We start from the raw sequence: 19742 nt of genomic DNA on the forward strand, positions 1-19742 counted from the left end.
CGCACCGAGGGTGAAGGCGTCGCGCTCACCCTTGGACGATCCCTGAAATCGCCACTCCGATCTAGGCGGAGGGCACCGTCGGGGTGAGTGGGCACCCCCTCAACGGAGCGATGAGCGGCGCTCATCGTCGGCGCGATCGGCCGACCGCTACGATCCGAGTGGATTCATCTCGCGGATGAGGGCGATCAGCAGGCGCAGGCCGGTCGGAAGCTGACGGCGGCCCGGGTAGTAGATGTGGAAGCCCGCCCCGGTTGGTGCCCAGTCCGTCAGGACCGGGCGCAGGTCGCCGTCGCGAATCAGCGCCGCCACGCAGGGCTCCGGCAGGTAGGCGAGGCCCACGCCCGCCCTGGCGAGGGCGATCAGCAGACCCGTATTGTCGAGGGTCAGCGCGCCGGGCACATCGCGCGCGACGGCCTCGCCGGCACGCTCGAACTCCCAGCGATAGATCTGATCGTCGCCGAGGCGGACGCACAGGCCGCGATGTCCCGCGAGGTCGTCCGGATGCAGCGGCACGCCGTAGCGCTCGAGATAGGCCGGTGCGCCGACGACGACCCAGCGCAGATCGGCCGACAGGCGCTGCGCGACCATGTCCTCCGGAACCGTATCGCCGTAGCGAATCCCCGCATCGGCCCCGGCCTCGATGACGTCGAGCAGGTGGTTCGAGACGCGGACCTCGACCGCGATCTCCGGATAGCGCGCGTTGAAGACCGGAAGGACGGGGGCGAGGAGGAGCATGCTCGCATGCTCCAGCACGTTCAGCCGCACGCGTCCGGTCGGTTTGCCGCGATGGCGGTTCAGCGCCTCGACGGCCTGGTCGATCGCCGCGAACGGCCCATCGAGGGACGCGAAGAGCTCCTCGCCGGCGGCGGTGAGGGTGACGCTCCGGTTCGTCCGGTTCAGCAGGCGGACGCCGACCTGCGTCTCCAATCCCTTCAAGGCATGGCTCAGGGCCGACGCGCTGACGCCCAGGTCAAGGCCGGCCCGCCGGAAGCTGCGATGCTTCGCGATCGCCAGGAAGGCGCCGAGGGCGGGCAGGCTGGGACGAAGAGGCGGCACGGATCGGTTGTGCCGGCGCGGGTGCGCCGACGCAACCACCATGAGCGCTCCTCATCGTCGGACGCCGACCGGCCCGGGCTCGCGCCGCCCAGGCTTACGCCGCCGAGGCGATCGCCGTCGAAGCGCGGCGGACCTTGCCGGCGCCCTCCAGGAAGGCGTGGGCGTCCTCCTTGCGCTCGAAGACGTGGGGAGCGAGGCCGCGGCGGTTCAGAGCCTCCTCCATCTTCAGGCGCAGGAAGGCGCTGGTCGCGTAGCGGGTGGTGGTGAGATAGTAGTTCGCCTGCAGGTATTGGATCATGTGGGCGTAGTCGTCGTACAGGTTCTCGTTGATGCGGAACCCGTCGTGGTTGACCACGGTGTTGACCCGCTGGCCGGCCTTCTTGCAGGCGCCCACCAGCACCAGGCGCAGGTCGTCGAGGTCGCTCTTGGCGCGGGCGTGCCAGCCTTCGAGATTCACGAACAGGATGTTGCGCTCCGGGTCGTAGCTCACCCGCTCCGGCAGATTGAGGTTGAGAAGGTCGGCGAGCAACTCCATCGGCTCCTCGCGGAACAGGCGGGCATCCATCGGCACCGGCTGCTTGATGATGGGCTTGAAGCCCATATGGGGCAGGATGTCCCGCTCGATGTCGATGCCCGGCGCCACCTCGATGAGTTCGAGCCCCTCGTCGGTGAGCTGGAATACGCAGCGCTCGGTGACGTAGATCACCGGCTGCGCGCGCATCTGCGCGTAGTGCCCGCTGAAGGTGATCTGCTCGACCTGCGGCAGGAACTTCTGCGAGCGTCCTTCGGTGACGATGCGAAGCTCGCCGTTCTCGATCACCGTCTCTAGGCCGCCCACCGTGAAGGTACCGGCGAAGACCACGGAGCGGGCGTTCTGGCTGATGTTGATGAAGCCGCCGCAGCCGTTGAGGCGGCCGCCGAACATGCTGGTGTTGACGTTGCCGTGCTGGTCGCACTCGGCGAGCCCGAGGCAGGTCATGTCGAGGCCGCCGCCATCGTAGAAGTCGAACATCTGGTTCTGGTCGATGACGCAGTCGGCGTTGGTCGCCGCGCCGAAGCTCGACCCGGAGGCGAGCACGCCGCCGACCGCCCCCGCCTCGGTGGTGAGCGTGATGTAGGGGGTGACCTTCTCCTCGTTGGCAACCGCCGCGATGCCTTCCGGCGCCCCGACCCCGAGGTTGACGACGCCGTTCGGGGGCAACTCGAAGGCGGCGCGGCGCGCGATGACCTTGCGGGCGTCGAGCGGCATCCGCTTCATGCCGCTGACCGGGACGCGGATCTGGCCCGCCAGCGCCGCGTCGTGCTGCACGCCGTAGTTCATGCGGTGCATCTCCGGCTCGGCCAGCACCACGCAATCGACCAGGATGCCGGGGACGCGCACGTCTTTCGGCAGCAGGAAGCCGTCATCGACGATGCGCTCCACCTGGGCGATCACGATGCCGCCGTTGTTGCGCGCGGCCATCGCCTGGGCGAGGCAATCGAGGGTCAGGGCCTCCTTCTCGAAGGAGATGTTGCCCGACGGGTCGGCCGAGGTGCCGCGGATGAAGGCGACGTCGATCTTGGTGGCGGTGTAGAACAGCCACTCCTCGCCATCGACTTCCACGAGCTTGACGATCTCGGTCTCCGTCACCGTGTTGACCCGGGCGCCGCCGTGGCGCGGGTCGACGTAGGTGTGCAGGCCCACCTTCGAGAACAGGCCCGGCTGGCCGGCGGCGCAGGCCCGGTAGAGCTGCGAGATCACGCCCTGGGGCAGGTTGTAGCCGAGGATCTTATTCTCCTGCGCGGCCTTGGCGACCTTCGGCATGCGGCCGAAATTGGCGGCGATGACCCGCTTCAGGAGGCCCTCGTGGTGCAGGCGCCCGGTGCCGAGGCCTTTGCTGTCGCCGGCCCCCGCCGTCATGATCAGGGTGAGGTCCCGGGGCGCGCCCGTGTCCACGAAGCGCTTCTCCAGGGCGGCGTGCAGCGCCTCGGGGATGCAGCTCTGGACGAAGCCGGTGGTGGTGACCACGTCGTTGTGCCGGATCAGCGCGATCGCCTCCTCGGCCGTGATGACCTTATTTTTCTTCATGAACCGGGTCTTCCTCCAGGCATTCCCATGTCCACCCGCGAGCGGCCGGTCTGAACCTGCCGTGCCGGATGGCTGCGAACATCTTGTTGTCGCGCGAAAGCCTAGAGACCCATTTGAAGCTTCGCAAGAGCCTAAAACCCAGCATCGCAGCGCATTGGACGCCTTGTGCGATGCACAGTTGACCTTGGATATTCAAATCGAACCTGAGACGCTGTTGAAAATATTTTCTTCGCTGCGGCGAAGTGGGAGACACCTGAAATTCCGACGCATGGATTCGGCGGATTATTCATAATAATGCTTGCTACCAGACGCACCCGACGTGCCTGATCGGGTCGAAACGCCCCCTTCGTCACGCCAGCAGGTAGGTCAGGAGCGCGCGGAGTTGGGCCGGCCGCACGGGCTTGTGGACCAGATGGCCCCCGAGGGCGGCGACCTCGGCCGCGATCTGCGGCCCGTGATTGGCCGTCGTGACGATCACCGGCAGGCGCGCGCCCGTGCGCGCCTGGAGATGCGCCGCCACGGCGAGGCCGCAGGCACCGTTGTCGAGGTGGTAGTCGAGCACCAGAAGGTCCGGCAGGGCCATGCCGGCGGAGAGCGCCGCTTCCACGCCGGCGAGATCCCGGTGGATGCGGACCTCGGCGTCCCAGGCGCGCAGGAGGCGCTCCAGCGCGTCGGCGGTCGACGGGTCGTTCTCGACGACGAGGACGCGCGCGCCCGTGAGCCGGGTCGCCAGGGGGGTCGCCGCCGCCGCCCGCTCCGGCGGCGTCAGGCTCACGGGCACGGTGAGGCCCATGCGGGTGCCACGGCCGAGACGGGAGGCGAGGTCGAGGGGATGGTCGAGGGCGACCGCCATCCGGCGCACGATGGAGAGGCCGAGCCCGAGGCCCGGCTCGCCCCCCTCCCCTTCCGCGCCGCCGCGGAAGAACTCCTCGAACACCAGTTCGCGCTCCGCCGGGGCGATGCCGCAGCCGGTGTCGTACACCGCGATGCGGCAGGCGGTCCCGCGCCGGCGCACCGCCACCAGAACCCCGCCCTGCCGGGTGTAGCGGATGGCGTTGGAGACGAGGTTCTGCAGGATACGCTGGAGCAGCATCGGGTCGCTGGCCACCACGAGGTCGGGACCACGCGCGATCAGGCGCAGGCCCTTGCGCTCGGCCAGGGGTCGAAAGCTCGCGACGATGCCGTCCAGGAGGTCGCTCAGGGCGACGGGTCCGATCGCCGGGCGAACCACGCCGGCATCGAGCTTGGAGATGTCGAGAAGGGTCTTGATCAGGTCCTCGATGATCTGGAGCCCGCGCTCGATCCGCCCGGAGATCGCCACCGCCTCGGGCCCGAGGGGGAGGTCGGCGAGCGCCGAGGCCGAGAGCCGCGCGGCGTTCAGGGGCTGGAGGAGGTCGTGGCCGGCGGCGGCCAGGAACCGGGTCTTGGAGCGGTTGGCGTTCTCCGCCTCCTCCTTGGCCGCGACCAGGGCCTCGTTGGAGCGCTCGAGGCGGTGCATCAGCCCCGTCAGCTCCTCGGTGCGGGCGCGGACCCGCCCCTCCAGCATGGTGGCGGTCTGGAACAGCGAATAGGCCCCGCCCTGCTGGTCCATGCTGCGCTCCACATGCGCCATGAGGGCGGCGTTGATACGCTCCAGCTTGGCGATGCGGCGCGGCGCATCCTCCCCCGGCGGGTGGCTGTCGGAGCCGGGGGGCGGAACGCTCACGCCCCGACGCCTCCCCGCCCGATCGCGATGCCCGTGAAGGTCTGGTTGAGGTGCATGGAACGGTACTGCTCGCCGTAGGTGTCGAAGCCGACGATGTCGTAGCGCCGGTAGAGCTCGAAGATGCCGTGGCGGACCTGGCGGCTCTCGGCGTCGAGGCGGCGCAGCACGCATTCGAAGCCGATGACGAGGTCGATGCCGCCGAGGGCCGCGTCGAGGCGCGCGAGTTCGGCCGCCGTCGCCGCCACGATGTCGCGCGGGCGCGCCAGGGTGAGGACAACCCCCTCGTCGATGGCGCAGAAGAAGCTGAGCGAGCCGTCCGGGTTCATGCGCCGGATCGAGCGGCAGAAATACTCGCCCCCCACCTTCACCGCGAGCGGATAGGCGGCGAAGCTCATCGGCGAAAGCCGTTCGGGGTCGAGCCCCACCGCCATGGCGTATTCCCGCGCGGCGGGCTCCGCGTTGAGTTCGTGGACGGTGCGCTGCTCGTCATCCGAGGCCGTGACCACGAACCGTGTGGCCGTGGGCTCGAAGTTGTCGCTCTTGAAGATCTGGATCGGGAAATCCGTTTCCACCAGCAGCAGCACGGCGGCGCGCTGATGGATGCGCCCATCATGGAGCAGAACGGTCTCGCGGAAGGTGAGGTCGTCCCCCGCCGAACCTCCGACGAGGGGGATGCCGTCGAGCGCCCAGGCGATGGCCGAGACCACGGTCTCCTCGGCATTGGCCAGACCGTCGATGAGCGAGAGGGCGAAGCGCTGGCCCGTCCCCGGATCGGCGCCCGCGCCGTCGAGGCTCCGGCGCAGGGCCCGCACGCCGGAGGCGGTGCGCTCGACGTCGAGATGGTCGATGGCGTCGAGCAGCGTGGAGACGATCCGGAAGCCTTCCCGCGGGAAGGCGATGACGACGAGGCCACGCTCCAGCCCGCCCGCCGGCGAGATGCCCCCTGACATGGTGCAACCGGCGATTCCGGCTCCGGGAAAGCGCGCGGCGAGGCCCCGGCTCAGGGTCTCGACGTCGTAATCGGCCGAGAAGAAGGCCACCACCTGGGACACCCCGCGCGCGCCGATGGCGGCGCCGACCTCGGCGATCGCCCCGTCCGCGTCAGGGGCCTCGCTCCAGGCCGTCGTGATGCCGCACAGGTGCGTGCGCACCCGCGTCCCCTCCGCCACGCTCGTTCCCTCGCCCGCCCGGTGCGCGCCGGGCTTGACGCCCGGTTCTCCACGATGACACGAGTATGTCGGGAGGCCGGTTTGCGCGCAATGCGGGGCATCGGCTCCGGCACAGCCCCCCGGTGGAACGGGCATGCACCTCCTCATCGTCGACGATCATCCGCTGTTTCGCGAGGCCCTCGCCAGCGTGGTGGGGCTGGCCTACCCGGCGGCGACGCTGCACGAGGCCGACGGGATCGCAGGGGCCTGCGCGATCCTCGGGGCGCAGCCCGCCGTCGAGATCGTCCTCCTCGACCTGTCGATGCAGGGGGTGACCGGCTTCGAGGGGCTGATGGCGATCCGGGCGCGGGCACCGCGCGTGCCGATCCTGGTGGTGTCCGGCCTCGAGGATCCGCGCATCATCCGGGAGGCCCTGGACCATGGCGCGGCGGGGTTCGTGCCCAAGGCCGTGGACAGGGCGACCCTGACGCGGGCCATCGCGGACGTGCTGGCCGGCGGCCTCTTCGTGCCCGCCTCGCTGCAGGCTGCGGCACCGGCGGCCCCGGCCCGGCACAAGGCCTCCCTGGCCGAGCGGGTCGCGAGCCTGACGCCGCAGCAGCTGCGGGTGCTGTCGATGATCCGCCAGGGCAAGCTGAACAAGCAGATCGCGCACGAACTCCAGGTCGGGGATTCGACCGTGAAGGCCCACGTCTCGGAGATCCTGCGCAAGCTCGACGTGATCAGCCGCACGCAGATCGTGATCGAGACCGCACGCCTCGACTTCGATCGGATCACCGCCGAGCCGGGACCCTGAGTCCTCAGGCGGTGGGGGCCTTGCGGCCGCCGTAATGGCCGTCGACGCGCTCGCCGAAGCCCGGCTCGGCGAAGGGATCCTCCCCGGGGCCATGGGTCGGGGCACCCGCCAGGGTGTCGCGGTCGATGTCCACGATGTAGCCGCCGAGCTCGACGCTGTAGGTCAGGGCGCGCCAGGGGACCGGATGGTAGCTCTCGCCGAGTCCCAGGAAGCCGCCGAACGACAGGATGGCGTAGGCGACCTGCCCCGAGACCTTGTCGACCATGAAGTTGTAGACCGTGCCGATATGCTCGCCCTCGCGGCTGTAGGCCGCCGTGCCCTCGACCTTGTTCGAGGCGATGAGGCGCGGGGTCTCGTCGATGGCCACGCCCTCGGCGGAGGGATCGAGCTCCATCGAGCCGGCGGGCCGGATGCTGCGCTGGTTGGGGAGGTCCGTCGGCATGCCTGTTCCTCGAGTTGCGGCGGCGCGCGGAACGGCCGGCGCCGCACCGGACAAAGCCCGACCTCCGAGGGGGTTCCGCCCTCCGGCACGCGCGCCCACGGCGAGACCGGTTTTCGAGGGATCACGGCGGCGTCGAGGGCGGGGAAGCGCCGGCGCAGGGCGTTCCTGCGCAGCGCGAGGCGAAGCCGCTCGCCATTCTGGCGCGGCTCGAAACCCGCGCGCGACCTGGGATCCGACCTCAGATCAGGCCCGCGTCGCCCCGCGCGGCGGGACCGGCCGGGGCCTCGCTCGACACCACGGCCCCGAGCCCGATGATGAGCGCGGCGGCGGCACCCAGCGAGAGTGTGAAGGCGATCAGGATCATGCGGTCAGATGATCCGATCGCCGTTAAGGCCCGGTAACGCCCCGGCTTCCCCCGTGTCCCGGGATCGCGCAGGACGGGCCCCGTCACGGCCCCCGCGTGAAATTTCGGATGTGCGCCGCATCGACTTTCGAGGGCGTCCATCCTTTCCGCGCACTGCGTCGCGCGGAGGATCGACCGAGCGCTCCTCCGGGACGGAGGCCTGTCGGGGCGGGTCCATCGAGGCACGGCGTTCCGGCGATCGGAGTTCGACCCAGCGGAGGCTATCCCCGAGCAAGCCCTTCAGGAGCCATGGCTTTCGGTGCTGCGCGGCATGCAACCACGCCGTGCCTCGACGCGGCCGCTTCCCTCAAGTACAGGTCGGGCGAGACCAAGGTCTCGTGCAAGTCGAGCGTCTATCTCCCCGGTCCGTGGCGGCAGAGGGCCCGCTTCGCCGCCGCGCCTGTGGATGACGCGCGCTATCGATGCGGATTTCCCTTGGAACGCTCGCGGCACCGCTTAGTTGTTGCAGCTATGCGCTGCGAGGCCACAGGCCGTGGGCGTACCGGCGCTCACCGCCGACATCCGGAGGACGACCCCATGGCAAAGAGCACCACCAAGACTGCGGAGAAGGCGGCCCCGAAGGCCGCCGAGAAGGATGCCGAGAAGCCCGCCGCCAAGGGCAAGAAGGTCGCCGCGCCGAAGGGCGATGGTGCCAAGCCGAACGCCCTGCAGCAGCCGCTGAAGCCCTCGGCCGAACTCGCCGCCGTCGTCGGCGACGCTCCCCTGCCGCGCGGCGAGGTCGTCAGCAAGGTTTGGGAATACATCAAGAAGCACGAGCTTCAGAACCCTGAGAACAAGCGCGAGATCCTCGCGGACGACAAGCTCAAGAAGGTCTTCGGCAAGGACAAGTGCACCATGTTCGAGATGAACAAGCACCTGGCCGCGCACCTGAAGTCGGCCTGACGGCAAAACCCGGATCGGCGTCGGACAGGGGCAGCCCTCCCCCTGGCCGACGGGTCCAACGCGGATCCGGGTGGCGATCAGGCCCCCGCGCCCGCCCGGCGCGACCGGCGCTCGACCTTGCGGGTCGCGGTCTCCCGGAGGTGGCGTTCGATCTCCCCGTTCGCGCGTGCCCGCATCGCCCGGATGGCCTCGGCATCGTCGAAGGTTTCGGGGAAGCGCCGCGACAGCCAGAGATAGGCGCTGGCGAGCTTCACCGTACGTTCCTGATAGACGAGTTCGCCGGCGAGGTTCGCCCGCAGGGCCGGGACGGTGAGTCCGCCCGCCCGGGCCTGCGTCCAGCGCTCCAGCATGCCGAGCGAGACCGGGTCGCGCCGGTCCACCGGGCAGACCGAGAACGCGAACTTCTCCGCAATCGGCAGCCGCGCCTTGTCCACCACGCGGGCGATCTCGAGGATTTCCTCCAGGGCCGAAGGCTGGAACGGCGAACCGGCATAGAAGGTGGCGCGGGCGAAATGCGCCAGCACCTCGCGCAGGCTGTCGGTGCGCATCTCCTCGGCCACCGAGTTGATGGCGATGAGGTCGGGCCGCACGAAGAAGCGCGTGTCGGCGGCCGGCGCGGTGGGGGCTCCGGCAAGCGCCGCGCGGATCGGCTCCAGGCCGGTCTCGTCCACGGCGGCGACGTAGCCCTCGTCCTGATGCCCGAAGCGGCCGGCGCGGCCGGCGATCTGGCGGATCTCCGAATTCGTGAGCGCCCGCTCGCCGACGCCGTCCCACTTGCGCACCGCCGAGAACACGACCCGCTTCAGGGGCCCGAGGTTGAGCCCCATGCCGATGGCGTCGGTGGTGACGAGGACGTCGGCCTCGCCGGTGCGGAAGCGCGCGGCCTCGGCACGGCGGACCTCCGGCGAGAGCGCGCCGTAGATCGTCGCCACCCGGTGCCCGGCCGCCACCAGGATCTCGCGGTTCTCGTGAACGGCCCGGCGCGAGAAGGCCACCACGGCGTCGCCCGGCGTCACCTTCTCGAGGGGAACGGGTGCCTCCTGCAGCACCAGCGGCGTCTTGCGCACGAAGGTGACCACCTCGAGGGATTCGTCGGCGGCCTCCGCCGCCCGGCGCACGGCGGCGAGCGCATCGTCCGAGCCGCAGACCACGACGGTGCGGGCCGGCACACCGAACAGGGCGTTGGTCCAGGCCCAGCCCCGGTCGGGGTCGGAGATCATCTGGATCTCGTCGATCACCGCCACCTCGATGGGCCGGCTCAGGTCGGCGGTTTCGATGGTGCGCGCCGTGTGGGTCGGGTTGAGGTCGCCCAGGGTCTCCTCGCCGGTGACCATGCCGGCTCGCAGGCCGCGCTCGGCCAGGGCCTCGTAATTCTCCAGGGCGAGGAGGCGCAGGGGCGCGAGGTAGGTGCCGGTGGGCGCGGCGCGCAGCATCTCCAGGGCCGCATACGTCTTGCCGGAATTCGTCGGCCCCATGTGGAAGACGATCCGCCGGCCGAGGCGACGCGCGGCGGTGAATTTCTCGATGTAGGCCCCGAAGCCCACCTGATCGCGCAGGCGGCGCAGGCGCGAATTCTCGCGCGCCACGTTGCGGGCCCGGGCGCGCACGCCCTTCAGGGTGTCGGTGAGCGACTGGTTCAGGTTGGGCGAGAGCAGGAAGGCCCGCGAGCGCAAGGACCGGTCGAGGTGGTCGATATAGGTGGCGGCGTCGGCCCCCACCTCGCGCAGATCCTCGGCCACCTGGTCGCGCAGGCGCTCCACCGCCCGGCGCAGGGCTTTTGCGGTCCGCACCGACGTCTCGGCCACGGCGGCGCGCAATTCGTCGAGGCGCCAGGTCGGGTCGTTGCGATGGGCCATGCCGGCGAGGATGCCGGCGATGCCCGTCTCGGGGGCCGCGTCGACCCGCAGGTCCAGGCGCCCCCCGTCGAGGATCGGGATCATGGTCCGGATCGTCCAGGCAATGGCGCCGTCGCGCATCACGGCGGCGCGCAGGGCCGGGACCGCCTTCTTCAGGCTCGCGACGCCTGTTTCGGCAAAGGTGCGCCGGGCCTTCAGCTCGCGCAGGCCCTTGGCGACCACCGCATCCTCGACGAACCCGCCGAATTCCGGCAGGCCGAGATGGAGCCGTAGGGCCTCCACCTCGACGCTGCGGGGCGGCAGCCCCAGGCGCATCGCCGCCTCCAGGAGGATCTCGCTCGTCGGTCGCACACGCTTGCGGGCCATGGGCCTCTCGTCATGAGGGTCGTCGATCGCGGCGACCGATGCCCATCAGGGTGCGCGCGACGCGGGGCAAAAGGCAACGGTCCGGATCCGCGCAAGGCGGGTCCGGGCTCGGCAGGGCGGGTTGCCCCCAGGCAAAGTGGCGAGCGTCAGGCCGCCCGCTGGTTCACCTGCCGCTCGGCGAGCGCGGTGAGCAGGTGGTCGGTGGCCTTCTCCTCGTCGAGGTTCTGCTGCAGCACGCCGGCGCAATCGTCGCGCCCGAGCTGTTTGGCCCAGGCGATCAGCGAGCCGTACCGGGTGATCTCGTAATGCTCGACGGCCTGGGCGGAGGCGACGAGGGCCGCGTCGAGCACGTCCTTGTCGGCAACCTCGCCAGCGACCTCGTTGGCCTCCTCGATGATGCCGTTGATGGCCGGGCAGGTGACCGCCTTCGGGCTGTGACCGTGCATCCGGAAGACCTCTTCCAGGCGCTGGATCTGGGTCTCGGTCTGGCGCAGGTGGGTCTCGAAGCCCTGCTTCAGCTCCGGATGGGTCGCCTTGGCGATCATCTTGGGCAGCGCCTTCGTGATCTGGTGCTCGGCGTAATAAATGTCCTGGAGCGTATGCACGAAGAGGTCATCGAGGGTTTTGATGTCGTGGGTGAACAGGCCCATGGTTTCCTCCGTCATCGATGCGTCGGGGTCACGGGAGGCGATCCGTTCGCCACGCTCGGCTTGCGCGGAGGTTCCGGCCGCTTCCCATGCCCGCGCCGTCCCGGACACCGGGTTCCGGGCCGGTCGCGGCGGCGCGCGTATGCCGGGGCAACCGCAGGGACGCTTGCGTGTTCCGCGCGCCAAGTCCCTGGCAGGGGGTACGACCAGGCAACCGCATCGCGAGACTCGAGGCCCCGCACATTCGTACGTTTCGGTACGAAGCAACGACCGTTCGTCGCGATCCGCGCGCAGTTTGCTTCACGTTATAGGCCCCGCTTTCCGGCTCTTGCTAGGCTGGAGCCGTAGATCAGAACGAGGGTTGCGCGGGCAAAGTCTTGCGCACTGTCTTGGGCGAGGTCTTGCACAAGGTCTTGGGATCATGCCCGGGGAGCGGCGTGCCTGCACGGGCAGAGCTGTCAGAGGCCCACATCCAGACACATCAAGGAACGATCACGATGCACGAGGATCCCGCCGGACCGGCCACGTTCTGGGCCTCCGTGGCGCATCACGTCACCTGCCGGGTCGAGCCGGTCCTCGCCCGGAACGACGCGGCCCGGGCGGACGTCATCGAGTACCTGCGCGACCTGGAGGCGGTCGCCCTGCGCGAGGGCAGCAGCCGCGAGGCCCTTCAGGTGATCGCCTCCGGCCGGCGGCTCCTCGGCGATGGCAGCGAAGTCCCGCGGGCCGAGGTGGCCCGCGCCGTGCGGAGCAGCCTCGGTTGACGCCCCGTCAGGGCGTGGCCCCGAGGGCCGCCCGCGTGACCGCATCGGCGCCGATATCGTCGGTGCCGTGCATGCCCAGGGTCTCGATGAGCCGGACGCGGGCCCGGCTGACCCGGCTCTTCATGGTGCCGACCGCAACGCCGCAGATCTCGGCCGCCTCCTCGTAGGTGAAGCTCTGGGCACCGACGAGGACGAGGGCCTCGCGCTGGCTGAGCGGCAGGCCGTCCAGGGCGGCCTGGAACTCCCGCATCTCCACCCGGATCTCCTGCTCGGGCAGGCTCGTGAGGCGCCCGGCCATCGCCCCGTCGGCATCCTCGACCTCGCGCTTGCGCTTGCGCTGCTCGGAGTAGAACAGGTTGCGCAGGATCGTGAACAGCCACGCCGTGAGGTTCGTACCCCGGGTGAAGCTGTCGGCCTTGGTCCAGGCCCGCACCAGGGTGTCCTGGACGAGGTCGTCGCTGCGGTCGAGGTCGTAGGTCAGCGAGAACGCGAAGGCGCGCAGGGCCGGGATCGCCCCGAGCAGGAGCGCGCGCATCTCGTCGTCGGCCCCGCGCGGCGTGCCGATCGGGGCCAGGATGGCGTTCGTCATGAGGATCCCCCCGGATCGGTGCGCGCGGCCAGATTGGCGAGAAGGGTGCCGAAACGGTCGGGAAGCGGCTCGTCGAGTACCTCCGCGTAGAGGAGGCGCAGGTTGCGTCCGATGCGCAGGCGCGCCTCGCGGGCGATGCCGGCGGGCGTATCCGGTTCCGCGACCGCGCGGGGCGTCGGCCCGGCTTGTGGACCTTCCTCGGCACCGGTGCCGGGAAACAGCTCGCTCTGGTGAATGCTCATCGCTTCTCATCGCTCGACGGCAGGAACCGGAGAGACCGGAGCGCTGTCTGTTCGTCGGCGGTGCTAGCGATCGGCGATTTAACGGCCTCTGAAAAACGTATTCATCCGATCTTAAGCCGCGAAATGCAGGCCCAAGGCGGAGCAAATCAATCTGGAAACGATCGCTTACAAACTGAGTTCGGACGCTGAGCGCCACTGCCCCGATCTATAGAGGCGACACCCTGTCGATAAGCTGAACAATACGGGAGCGCATCACGGGCACGTCGCATCCCGGAACCGCTTGCTCCCGAAGCGGCGCCGTGCCCGATCGGGGTCTGGCCCGCCGCTTGCGGCGACGCTTCCGGCCCTCCGACCCCTCCTTGCGAAAAACCGTTCCGATGAGCACAGCCGCGCCCGATCTCGACCGCATCGTTCGGGAGATCGCCGACGAGATGCGGGACCGCTCGGACCGGGGCGAGGTGGCGACCTACATCCCGGAACTCGCCCGCGTCGACGGGGGCGCCTTCGGCCTCGTGGTGATCGACGCGGACGGGCATGTGGCGGCGGCCGGCGACAGCGACGTGCCCTTCTCGATCCAGAGCATCTCGAAGGTGTTCACCCTGACCCTGGCGCTGGGCATGGCGGGCGACCGGCTCTGGCGCCGGGTGGGCCGCGAGCCGTCGGGCAGCCCCTTCAACTCCATCGTTCAGTTGGAGCGCGAGCGCGGCATTCCGCGCAACCCCTTCATCAACGCCGGCGCCATCGCGGTCACCGACCTGATCCTGTCGGGTCACCAGCCCCGCGAGGCCCTCGGCGAGATCCTGCGCTTCATGCAGTTCCTGGCCCTCGACGCGTCGATCACCATCGACGAGGCGGTGGCGGCCTCCGAGCTGCGCACGGGCTTCCGCAACGTGGCGTTGGCCAACTACATGAAATCCTTCGGCGTCCTCGACAACCCGGCGGACTTCACCCTCGGCGTCTACTTCCACCATTGCGCGATCAGCATGTCCTGCCGGCAGCTCGCCCAGGCCGGCCGTTTCCTCGCGCATTCCGGGCGCAATCCGGCCACGGGCCATTCCGTGGTGTCGCCCGAGCGGGCGCGCCGCATCAATGCGGTGATGCTAACCTGCGGCCATTACGACGGCTCGGGGGAGTTCGCCTACCGCGTCGGCCTGCCGGGCAAGAGCGGCGTCGGCGGAGGCATCCTGGCGATCGCGCCCGGCAAGGCCTCGATCGCGGTCTGGTCCCCCGGCCTCGACGCCGCCGGCAATTCGCATCTCGGCCGCATCGCCCTCGAAATGCTGACGAAGCGCCTCGGCTGGTCGATCTTCGGAGCGTGAGCGGGCGACGCCTCACCCCGCCGGAGACGCCTCTTTTCCTGCCGGAGACGTCTCTTTTCCCGGCGGAGGCGTCTCTTTTCCTGCCGGAGGGGTCTCTTGCAAGGCGGCGAGGTAGGCCTTGAGGAGGGCGACCCGCTTCGGCCGGAAGCTCGGGCCTCCGCCCTCGGCGGCGACGATCCGGTCCGCGCGGAACATGCGATGCGCCGCGCGCAGGCAGCACCAGGCGAGGATCACGAGCTTGCGGTCGAGATAGACGATCGCGAGGGGCCAGATCGCCCGATCCGTGACCCGGTCCTCCCCGTCACGGTAGCGGATCGTCACCGCCTCCTCACGCCAGCACCCTTCGCGGATCGTGGCGAGGCTGGTCGCGGGCGCGAAGCGTTCCTCCGACCGGCGCACCCGCGAGACCGCGTGAAGGAGGTGCTGCTGGCCCGCATCCGGCAGTGTCGCGGCAACCTTGGCGAGCACCGCGCCTGCGGCCCGGGCCAGGGCCGGATCCCCCATGTGGCGCACCTCGGACAGGCCGAGGACCAGGGCCTCGATCTCGATCCGGTCGAAGACCTGCGGCGGCAGGGCGCCGTCCTCGATCAGGCGATAGCCGTAGCCGCGCTCACCGGCGATCTGGGCGCCGGCCGCGCGCAGGCTGTCGATGTCGCGGTAGACCGAGCGGAGGGAGACGCCCGTCTCCTCCGCCAGCCGCGCCGCCGTCACGGGCGCGGGAAGCACGCGCAGGGTCTGGAGCAGGCGAAACAGGCGATCGGTGCGGGCCATCGCGCAACTGACGGAAACTGGCAGGTGCCCTGCGCTATAGCGGCTCCCGTCGAACCCGCCAACCGGAGCCCAGCCCGTGCTGATCCTCTACCATTCCCCCCGCAGCCGCTCGAGCCGCGTCGTCGCCCTGCTTCACGAACTCGATGCCCTCGACGCGGTGACGATCGAGCGGGTCACCATCCCGCGCCAGGACGGCTCGGGCGCTTCGGATCCGCGCAACCCCCATCCCGAGGGCAAGGTCCCCTACCTCGTCCATGACGGCGTCGAAATCCGGGAGAGCAGCGCGATCATGCTGTATCTCGCCGACCTGTTCCCGGATGCAGGCCTGAGCATCCCGCCCGGGCACCGGCAGCGTGGCGCCTACCTGAGTTGGTTCGCCTGGTACGCGGGCGTGGTCGAGCCGGTGATGCTGCTGGAGGCCCTCGGCCTCTCCCATCCCGCGCTGCAGGCGACCTTCCGGGACGGCGAGGCGATGCGCCAGCGCCTTCGCGCGGCCCTCGCCGAGGGCCCCTTCCTGTTCGGCGAACGCTTCACGGCCGCGGACCTGCTGCTGCACTCGCCCTATGCGTGGTTCGGCAAGCCCGGCGATCCGGTCCTCGACGCCTGGATCGACCGCTGCATGGCGCGGCCCGGAGCGGCCCATGCCCTGGCGTTCGATACCGCCGCGCAAGCGGCCTGAGCAGGCACGAGCCGGCAACGCCGCGTCCCTGCCTGTCGAATGCGCAAAAACAAAACCCTGCCGCAGCGTTTGCGGCAGGGTCTGATCGTTCAGTAGGCAAAAGGCCGATTTACTTGCCTAAAACTTAGGCAGCAGCCTGCTGGTCGGTCGCGGTCGGGACTGACGCGATCGTCTTCAGGATCTGCGAAGCGATCTGGTAGGGGTCCCCCTGGCTGTTGGGACGGCGGTCTTCCAGGTAGCCCTTGTACGCGTTGTTGACGAAGCTGTGCGGCACGCGGATCGAGGCACCGCGATCGGCCACGCCGTAGCTGAACTGGTCGATGGCCGCGGTCTCATGCTTGCCGGTGAGGCGCATGTGATTGTCGGGGCCGTAGACCGCGATGTGGTCGTCCAGGTTCTCCTTGAAGGCGGCCATCAGCGCCTCGAAATAGGCCTTGCCGCCCACGTTGCGCAGGTGCTCGGTCGAGAAGTTCGCATGCATGCCCGAGCCGTTCCAGTCGGTGGCACCGAGCGGCTTGCAATGGTACTCGACGTCGATCTCGTAGCCTTCGCACAGGCGCTGGAGCAGGTAGCGGGCGAGCCACATCTCGTCGGCAGCCTTCTTGGAGCCCTTGCCGAAGATCTGGAATTCCCACTGGCCCTTGGCCACTTCGGCGTTGATGCCCTCGTGGTTGATGCCGGCGTCGAGGCAGAGGTCGAGGTGCTCCTCGACGATCTTGCGGGCGATCGCGCCGACTTCCTTGTAGCCGACGCCACAATAGTACGGGCCCTGCGGAGCGGGGTAGCCGGTCGTGGGGAAGCCCAGCGGGCGGCCGTCCTTGTAGAAGAAGTATTCCTGCTCGAAGCCGAACCAGGCACCGTCATCGTCGAGGATGGTGGCGCGCTTGTTGGAGACGTGTGGGGTGACGCCGTCCGGCATCATCACTTCGCAGAGCACCAGCACGCCGTTCTTGCGGGTGGAGTCCGGGACATGGCGCACGGGCTTGAGCATGCAGTCGGAGCTGCCGCCCTCGGCCTGCATCGTCGAGCTGCCGTCGAAGCCCCAGAGCGGAAGCTGCTCGAGGGTCGGGAAGCCGTCGAATTCCTTGATCTGCGTCTTGCCGCGAAGGTTCGGCACCGGAGTGTAGCCGTCGAGCCAGATGTACTCGAGTTTGTATTTCGTCATCCCGAACCTCTTGTCCTGAAGCGATGCGGAATCCGAAGGCTCCCGGCCGGATCCGCAGCCAGCGCTGGCTGGGGCCCCATAAGCAAAGATCGCGCCAAACGTTCCCCGAAATGCCCTGCGGCAAATCTGCCCAGTAATCGTCGACAGACTTCGTTAATGGGTTCGGACTAGCGCTGATCGGATCAGGAGATCGCGATGCGCAGACGGATCAGCAGCGCGCTCGCCGGCGCCGCTCTGCTCGCCGTCGCGGCGGCGGCAGGACTCGGCCTCAACCGGCTGAGCGCCGGCGAGCCCACGACGGGGGATGGCGGCGCGGCAGGCCGCGAGATGGCGGCCCTGCGGGACGCCTACCGGCGCGCCGACGAGAACCCCTACCCGGACGAGAACCCCTACAGCCCGGCCAAGGCCGAACTCGGCCGCCGCCTGTTCTTCGATCCGATCCTGTCCGGCGCGGGCACCATGAACTGCGCCAGTTGCCACGTCCCCACCCAGTCCTGGAGCGACGGACGCCCGCGCGGGGTCGGCGAGACGGGCGCGGAAATGAAGGTGCGCACGCCGACCCTCCTCGACATCGCCCAGATCCCGATCCTCGGCTGGGACGGCAAGTTCCGCGATCTCGAGGATGTGAGCTTCACGCCGATCACCAGCCCCAATGCCATGAACCTGCCCGAGCCGGTGCTCATCGCGCGCCTGAAGCGCAGGCCCGATTACGTCCGCGCCTTCGCGGCCGCCTTTCCCGACGAAGGCGCGGCGGCCGGCCCGGGCAGGCGCGGCGCGAAGCGAGCCGTCACCCGCCGGACCATCGAACTGGCCCTGGCGACCTTCCAGCGCGCCATCGTCTCGGGTCAGGCCCCCTTCGACCGCTGGGTGATGGGCGACGAGACGGCCATCGATGATCGTGCCAAGGCGGGGTTCGCGCTGTTCAATGGCAAGGGGCAGTGCGCCGCCTGTCATTCCGGCTCGTCCTTCACCGACGGGTCCTTCCAGGACATCGGGGTCGGCACCGGTGACGATATCGGCCGCGCCACGTTCTTTCCGAACTCGGAGCCGCTGCGCTACGCCTTCAAGACCCCGACCCTGCGCGATGTCGCCGAGCGCGGGCCCTACATGCATGACGGCTCGCTCACCACCCTGGAGGAGGTCATCGACCTCTACGACCGCGGCGGGATCGCCCGGCCGAGCCGTTCGCCCTCGATCCGGCCGCTCGGCCTCACGGAGACCGAGAAGCGCGACCTCATCGCCTTCCTCAAGACGCTCACCGCCGACGCCCCGGCGCGCATGAACTGAGCTGCCCCGCGTCAGCGGAACAGCGGAAGGCCGGCCCCGAGGAGTCCGAGACCGGCGAGCAGCAGCCGTCCGGACCAGAGCTCGAGGGCTTCGGCCCGGTTCGGGACCCGGATCGCCGCGTAGGAGAGCCCGGTCCCCATCATCAGGCTCGAGAGGCTCAAGGTGGCGATCATCGGGTCGCTCCGGAGAAGTGCTCGGGACGATTTCCTACCCCTGCCAAGGTTACCGGACCATGCCGGCCGGGCGAGTTCCGAGCGGCACTCTTACCAAATTCTTAATTCATCGCGACGCATGCGGCGAAAGCTGTGACCGGCCGGGACGCCACCAGGGCGTAGCCTGTTAACCATTTGTTCAAGTTGGTTAACAACTTCCTTCCGAAATCGAGCGAAGGCAGGTAGTTTTTATCTGCCGGCCCGCCGTGATCGCCGGTCCTCTCAGCAAGGCCTCCCCATGCAACCCGGTCTTTCTCGGCAACCCGGTAGAGTTTGGCTGCCCCGCCCGGCGGTCCTGATGATGACAGCCCTCCTCAGCGTGGTGGGATCCACCGCCGCGACGGCGCATGTGAAATGGTTCTGCGCCTACGACCTCGTCGGATCGCCGCGCGGGCTCGGCGAGGTCCTCTGCGCGGATTTCGAGCAGCTCGTCGGCCTGTCCCTGCTGGCCCTGATCGTGGGAGGCCTGCTGGAGGGAACGGTGCTGGGGGCCGCGCTGATCCGCTCCCTCGACCGGACGACGGCCTGGGCGCGCGACAACACGGAACTCCTGTTCCGCGCGGTCTGCGGCGGCTTCTTCGTGGCGCTCTGGACCCTGGGCGGGGTCATCCTGACGCCGGAGCTGAAGACGGCCAACGCCGCCATTCCGTGGTTCCAACTCGCCATCGCCACGGGCTTCCTGTGGCGCCGGACGATGCCCTTCTCGGCGCTCGGCATCGTGGTTCTCTTCGCCACCGCGATCCACGATTACGGCGCCTTCCACCTCGCGGACTACCCGGTCTTCCTCGGCGTCGCGGCCTATATCGCGCTCACGGGCCTCGGCCGGCAGTTCCCCGGCGGGATCCGCCCCCTCGACGTCGTGCGCTACACGGCCGCCATCACCCTGATGTGGGCCTCCGTGGAGAAGTGGGCCTACCCGCAATGGTCCTTCCCGCTCTTCATCGAACACCCGGCGATGACCCTCGGGTTCACCGGCGAGTACTTCATGAAGGCGGCCGGCGTCGTCGAGTTCGCCCTCGCCTTCGCGCTGGTCTGCACGCCCCTGGTCCGCCGCGTCTCCGCGATCCTGCTCGCCGCCACCTTCGTCTCGGCCATCTTCGAATTCGGCAAGATCGACGCCATCGGCCATGCCCCGATCATCGTGGCCATGGTGGCGATCGCGGCCGACAACGCGTCGGCGCCCTACCGCCTGCGCAACCTGGCGTTGACTCCCGTCGGGTACGGGGCCGCGCTCGCGGGCTTCATCGGGCTGTACTACGGCGCTCACGCCCTGCTTCAGGGATCGAGCGTGCTCTGAACGCGGGGC

20 protein-coding genes are annotated in these 19742 nt (G+C 69.4%); 7 read left to right on the forward strand and 13 right to left on the reverse strand.

Going from position 1 to position 19742, the window contains the following annotated elements:
- Nucleotides 1-147: 147 nt before the first annotated feature.
- The 4 genes from OF380_RS06310 to OF380_RS06325 all read right to left on the reverse strand — a co-directional run bounded on the left by OF380_RS06310 (nucleotide 148) and on the right by OF380_RS06325 (nucleotide 5998).
- The gene (locus OF380_RS06310; protein ID WP_264049915.1) at nucleotides 148-1098 is read right to left on the reverse strand and encodes a LysR family transcriptional regulator; all 951 of its coding nucleotides are present in this window, start codon (nucleotides 1096-1098) and stop codon (nucleotides 148-150) included.
- 52 nt (nucleotides 1099-1150) lie between these two features.
- Nucleotides 1151-3124 (reverse strand): acyl CoA:acetate/3-ketoacid CoA transferase, encoded by a 1974-nt coding sequence (locus tag OF380_RS06315; protein ID WP_264049917.1) that lies wholly within the window; start codon nucleotides 3122-3124, stop codon nucleotides 1151-1153.
- A 349-nt stretch (nucleotides 3125-3473) separates the two neighbouring features.
- A complete protein-coding gene (locus OF380_RS06320) occupies nucleotides 3474-4736 on the reverse strand; it encodes an ATP-binding response regulator (protein ID WP_264051213.1) in 1263 nt (420 codons plus the stop codon).
- A gap of 89 nt (nucleotides 4737-4825) precedes the next feature.
- Complete coding sequence (locus OF380_RS06325) at nucleotides 4826-5998, reverse strand: FIST N-terminal domain-containing protein (protein WP_264049918.1); 1173 nt, start codon at nucleotides 5996-5998, stop codon at nucleotides 4826-4828.
- A gap of 133 nt (nucleotides 5999-6131) precedes the next feature.
- Between OF380_RS06325 and OF380_RS06330 the strand changes: the two genes are divergently transcribed.
- Nucleotides 6132-6791, forward strand: a complete 660-nt coding sequence (locus OF380_RS06330) for a response regulator (RefSeq protein WP_264049919.1) — start codon at nucleotides 6132-6134, stop codon at nucleotides 6789-6791.
- Nucleotides 6792-6795: 4 nt separating this feature from the next.
- Here the strand turns inward: OF380_RS06330 and OF380_RS06335 are convergent, their stop codons facing one another.
- Both OF380_RS06335 and OF380_RS06340 read right to left on the reverse strand, forming a co-directional pair.
- Nucleotides 6796-7233, reverse strand: coding sequence for a PRC-barrel domain-containing protein (locus OF380_RS06335; protein ID WP_264049920.1), 438 nt, complete (start codon nucleotides 7231-7233; stop codon nucleotides 6796-6798).
- Nucleotides 7234-7471: 238 nt separating this feature from the next.
- The gene (locus tag OF380_RS06340) at nucleotides 7472-7597 is read right to left on the reverse strand and encodes a hypothetical protein (protein WP_264049921.1); all 126 of its coding nucleotides are present in this window, start codon (nucleotides 7595-7597) and stop codon (nucleotides 7472-7474) included.
- 576 nt (nucleotides 7598-8173) lie between these two features.
- Here OF380_RS06340 and OF380_RS06345 point away from each other — a divergent pair.
- Nucleotides 8174-8539 carry an SWIB/MDM2 domain-containing protein gene (locus OF380_RS06345; protein ID WP_264049923.1) on the forward strand — a complete coding sequence of 122 codons (366 nt, stop codon included), beginning with the start codon at nucleotides 8174-8176 and terminating at the stop codon, nucleotides 8537-8539.
- A 77-nt stretch (nucleotides 8540-8616) separates the two neighbouring features.
- Here OF380_RS06345 and OF380_RS06350 read toward each other — a convergent pair whose 3' ends face one another.
- Together OF380_RS06350 and OF380_RS06355 are read right to left on the reverse strand one after the other, a co-directional pair.
- Nucleotides 8617-10761 carry a helicase-related protein gene (locus tag OF380_RS06350; RefSeq protein WP_264049924.1) on the reverse strand — a complete coding sequence of 715 codons (2145 nt, stop codon included), beginning with the start codon at nucleotides 10759-10761 and terminating at the stop codon, nucleotides 8617-8619.
- A 146-nt stretch (nucleotides 10762-10907) separates the two neighbouring features.
- Nucleotides 10908-11411, reverse strand: coding sequence for a YciE/YciF ferroxidase family protein (locus OF380_RS06355; protein ID WP_264051214.1), 504 nt, complete (start codon nucleotides 11409-11411; stop codon nucleotides 10908-10910).
- A 494-nt stretch (nucleotides 11412-11905) separates the two neighbouring features.
- Between OF380_RS06355 and OF380_RS06360 the strand changes: the two genes are divergently transcribed.
- The gene (locus OF380_RS06360; RefSeq protein ID WP_264049925.1) at nucleotides 11906-12172 is read left to right on the forward strand and encodes a hypothetical protein; all 267 of its coding nucleotides are present in this window, start codon (nucleotides 11906-11908) and stop codon (nucleotides 12170-12172) included.
- 7 nt (nucleotides 12173-12179) lie between these two features.
- On the opposite strand, the gene OF380_RS06365 is transcribed toward OF380_RS06360, so the two are convergent.
- Both OF380_RS06365 and OF380_RS06370 read right to left on the reverse strand, forming a co-directional pair.
- Nucleotides 12180-12761, reverse strand: a complete 582-nt coding sequence (locus OF380_RS06365) for a sigma-70 family RNA polymerase sigma factor (protein WP_264049926.1) — start codon at nucleotides 12759-12761, stop codon at nucleotides 12180-12182.
- Nucleotides 12758-13003 (reverse strand): NepR family anti-sigma factor, encoded by a 246-nt coding sequence (locus tag OF380_RS06370; RefSeq protein WP_264049927.1) that lies wholly within the window; start codon nucleotides 13001-13003, stop codon nucleotides 12758-12760. The genes OF380_RS06365 and OF380_RS06370 overlap by 4 nt, the downstream gene beginning before the upstream one ends.
- A gap of 377 nt (nucleotides 13004-13380) precedes the next feature.
- Here OF380_RS06370 and OF380_RS06375 point away from each other — a divergent pair, with 377 nt between their 5' ends.
- On the forward strand, nucleotides 13381-14322 hold the full coding sequence (locus OF380_RS06375; protein ID WP_264049928.1) for a glutaminase: 942 nt from the start codon (nucleotides 13381-13383) through the stop codon (nucleotides 14320-14322).
- A 12-nt stretch (nucleotides 14323-14334) separates the two neighbouring features.
- Here the strand turns inward: OF380_RS06375 and OF380_RS06380 are convergent, their stop codons facing one another.
- A complete protein-coding gene (locus OF380_RS06380; RefSeq protein WP_264049929.1) occupies nucleotides 14335-15093 on the reverse strand; it encodes a helix-turn-helix transcriptional regulator in 759 nt (252 codons plus the stop codon).
- Nucleotides 15094-15169: 76 nt separating this feature from the next.
- Between OF380_RS06380 and OF380_RS06385 the strand changes: the two genes are divergently transcribed.
- Nucleotides 15170-15772 carry a glutathione S-transferase family protein gene (locus tag OF380_RS06385; protein WP_264049931.1) on the forward strand — a complete coding sequence of 201 codons (603 nt, stop codon included), beginning with the start codon at nucleotides 15170-15172 and terminating at the stop codon, nucleotides 15770-15772.
- A gap of 124 nt (nucleotides 15773-15896) precedes the next feature.
- Here OF380_RS06385 and OF380_RS06390 read toward each other — a convergent pair whose 3' ends face one another.
- Nucleotides 15897-16937, reverse strand: coding sequence for a glutamine synthetase beta-grasp domain-containing protein (locus tag OF380_RS06390; protein WP_264049932.1), 1041 nt, complete (start codon nucleotides 16935-16937; stop codon nucleotides 15897-15899).
- Between the two features lie 195 nt (nucleotides 16938-17132).
- Between OF380_RS06390 and OF380_RS06395 the strand changes: the two genes are divergently transcribed.
- Nucleotides 17133-18224: a cytochrome-c peroxidase gene (locus OF380_RS06395; protein ID WP_404810545.1), complete on the forward strand. Its 1092-nt coding sequence runs from the start codon at nucleotides 17133-17135 to the stop codon at nucleotides 18222-18224.
- Nucleotides 18225-18235: 11 nt separating this feature from the next.
- Here OF380_RS06395 and OF380_RS06400 read toward each other — a convergent pair whose 3' ends face one another.
- Nucleotides 18236-18397 (reverse strand): hypothetical protein, encoded by a 162-nt coding sequence (locus OF380_RS06400; RefSeq protein WP_264049933.1) that lies wholly within the window; start codon nucleotides 18395-18397, stop codon nucleotides 18236-18238.
- Nucleotides 18398-18734: 337 nt separating this feature from the next.
- Here OF380_RS06400 and OF380_RS06405 point away from each other — a divergent pair, with 337 nt between their 5' ends.
- Nucleotides 18735-19733 carry a hypothetical protein gene (locus OF380_RS06405; protein ID WP_264049934.1) on the forward strand — a complete coding sequence of 333 codons (999 nt, stop codon included), beginning with the start codon at nucleotides 18735-18737 and terminating at the stop codon, nucleotides 19731-19733.
- Nucleotides 19734-19742 lie beyond the last annotated feature (9 nt).

Origin of the sequence: Methylobacterium sp. FF17, from assembly GCF_025813715.1 — a bacterium.
GTDB lineage: Bacteria > Pseudomonadota > Alphaproteobacteria > Rhizobiales > Beijerinckiaceae > Methylobacterium > Methylobacterium flocculans.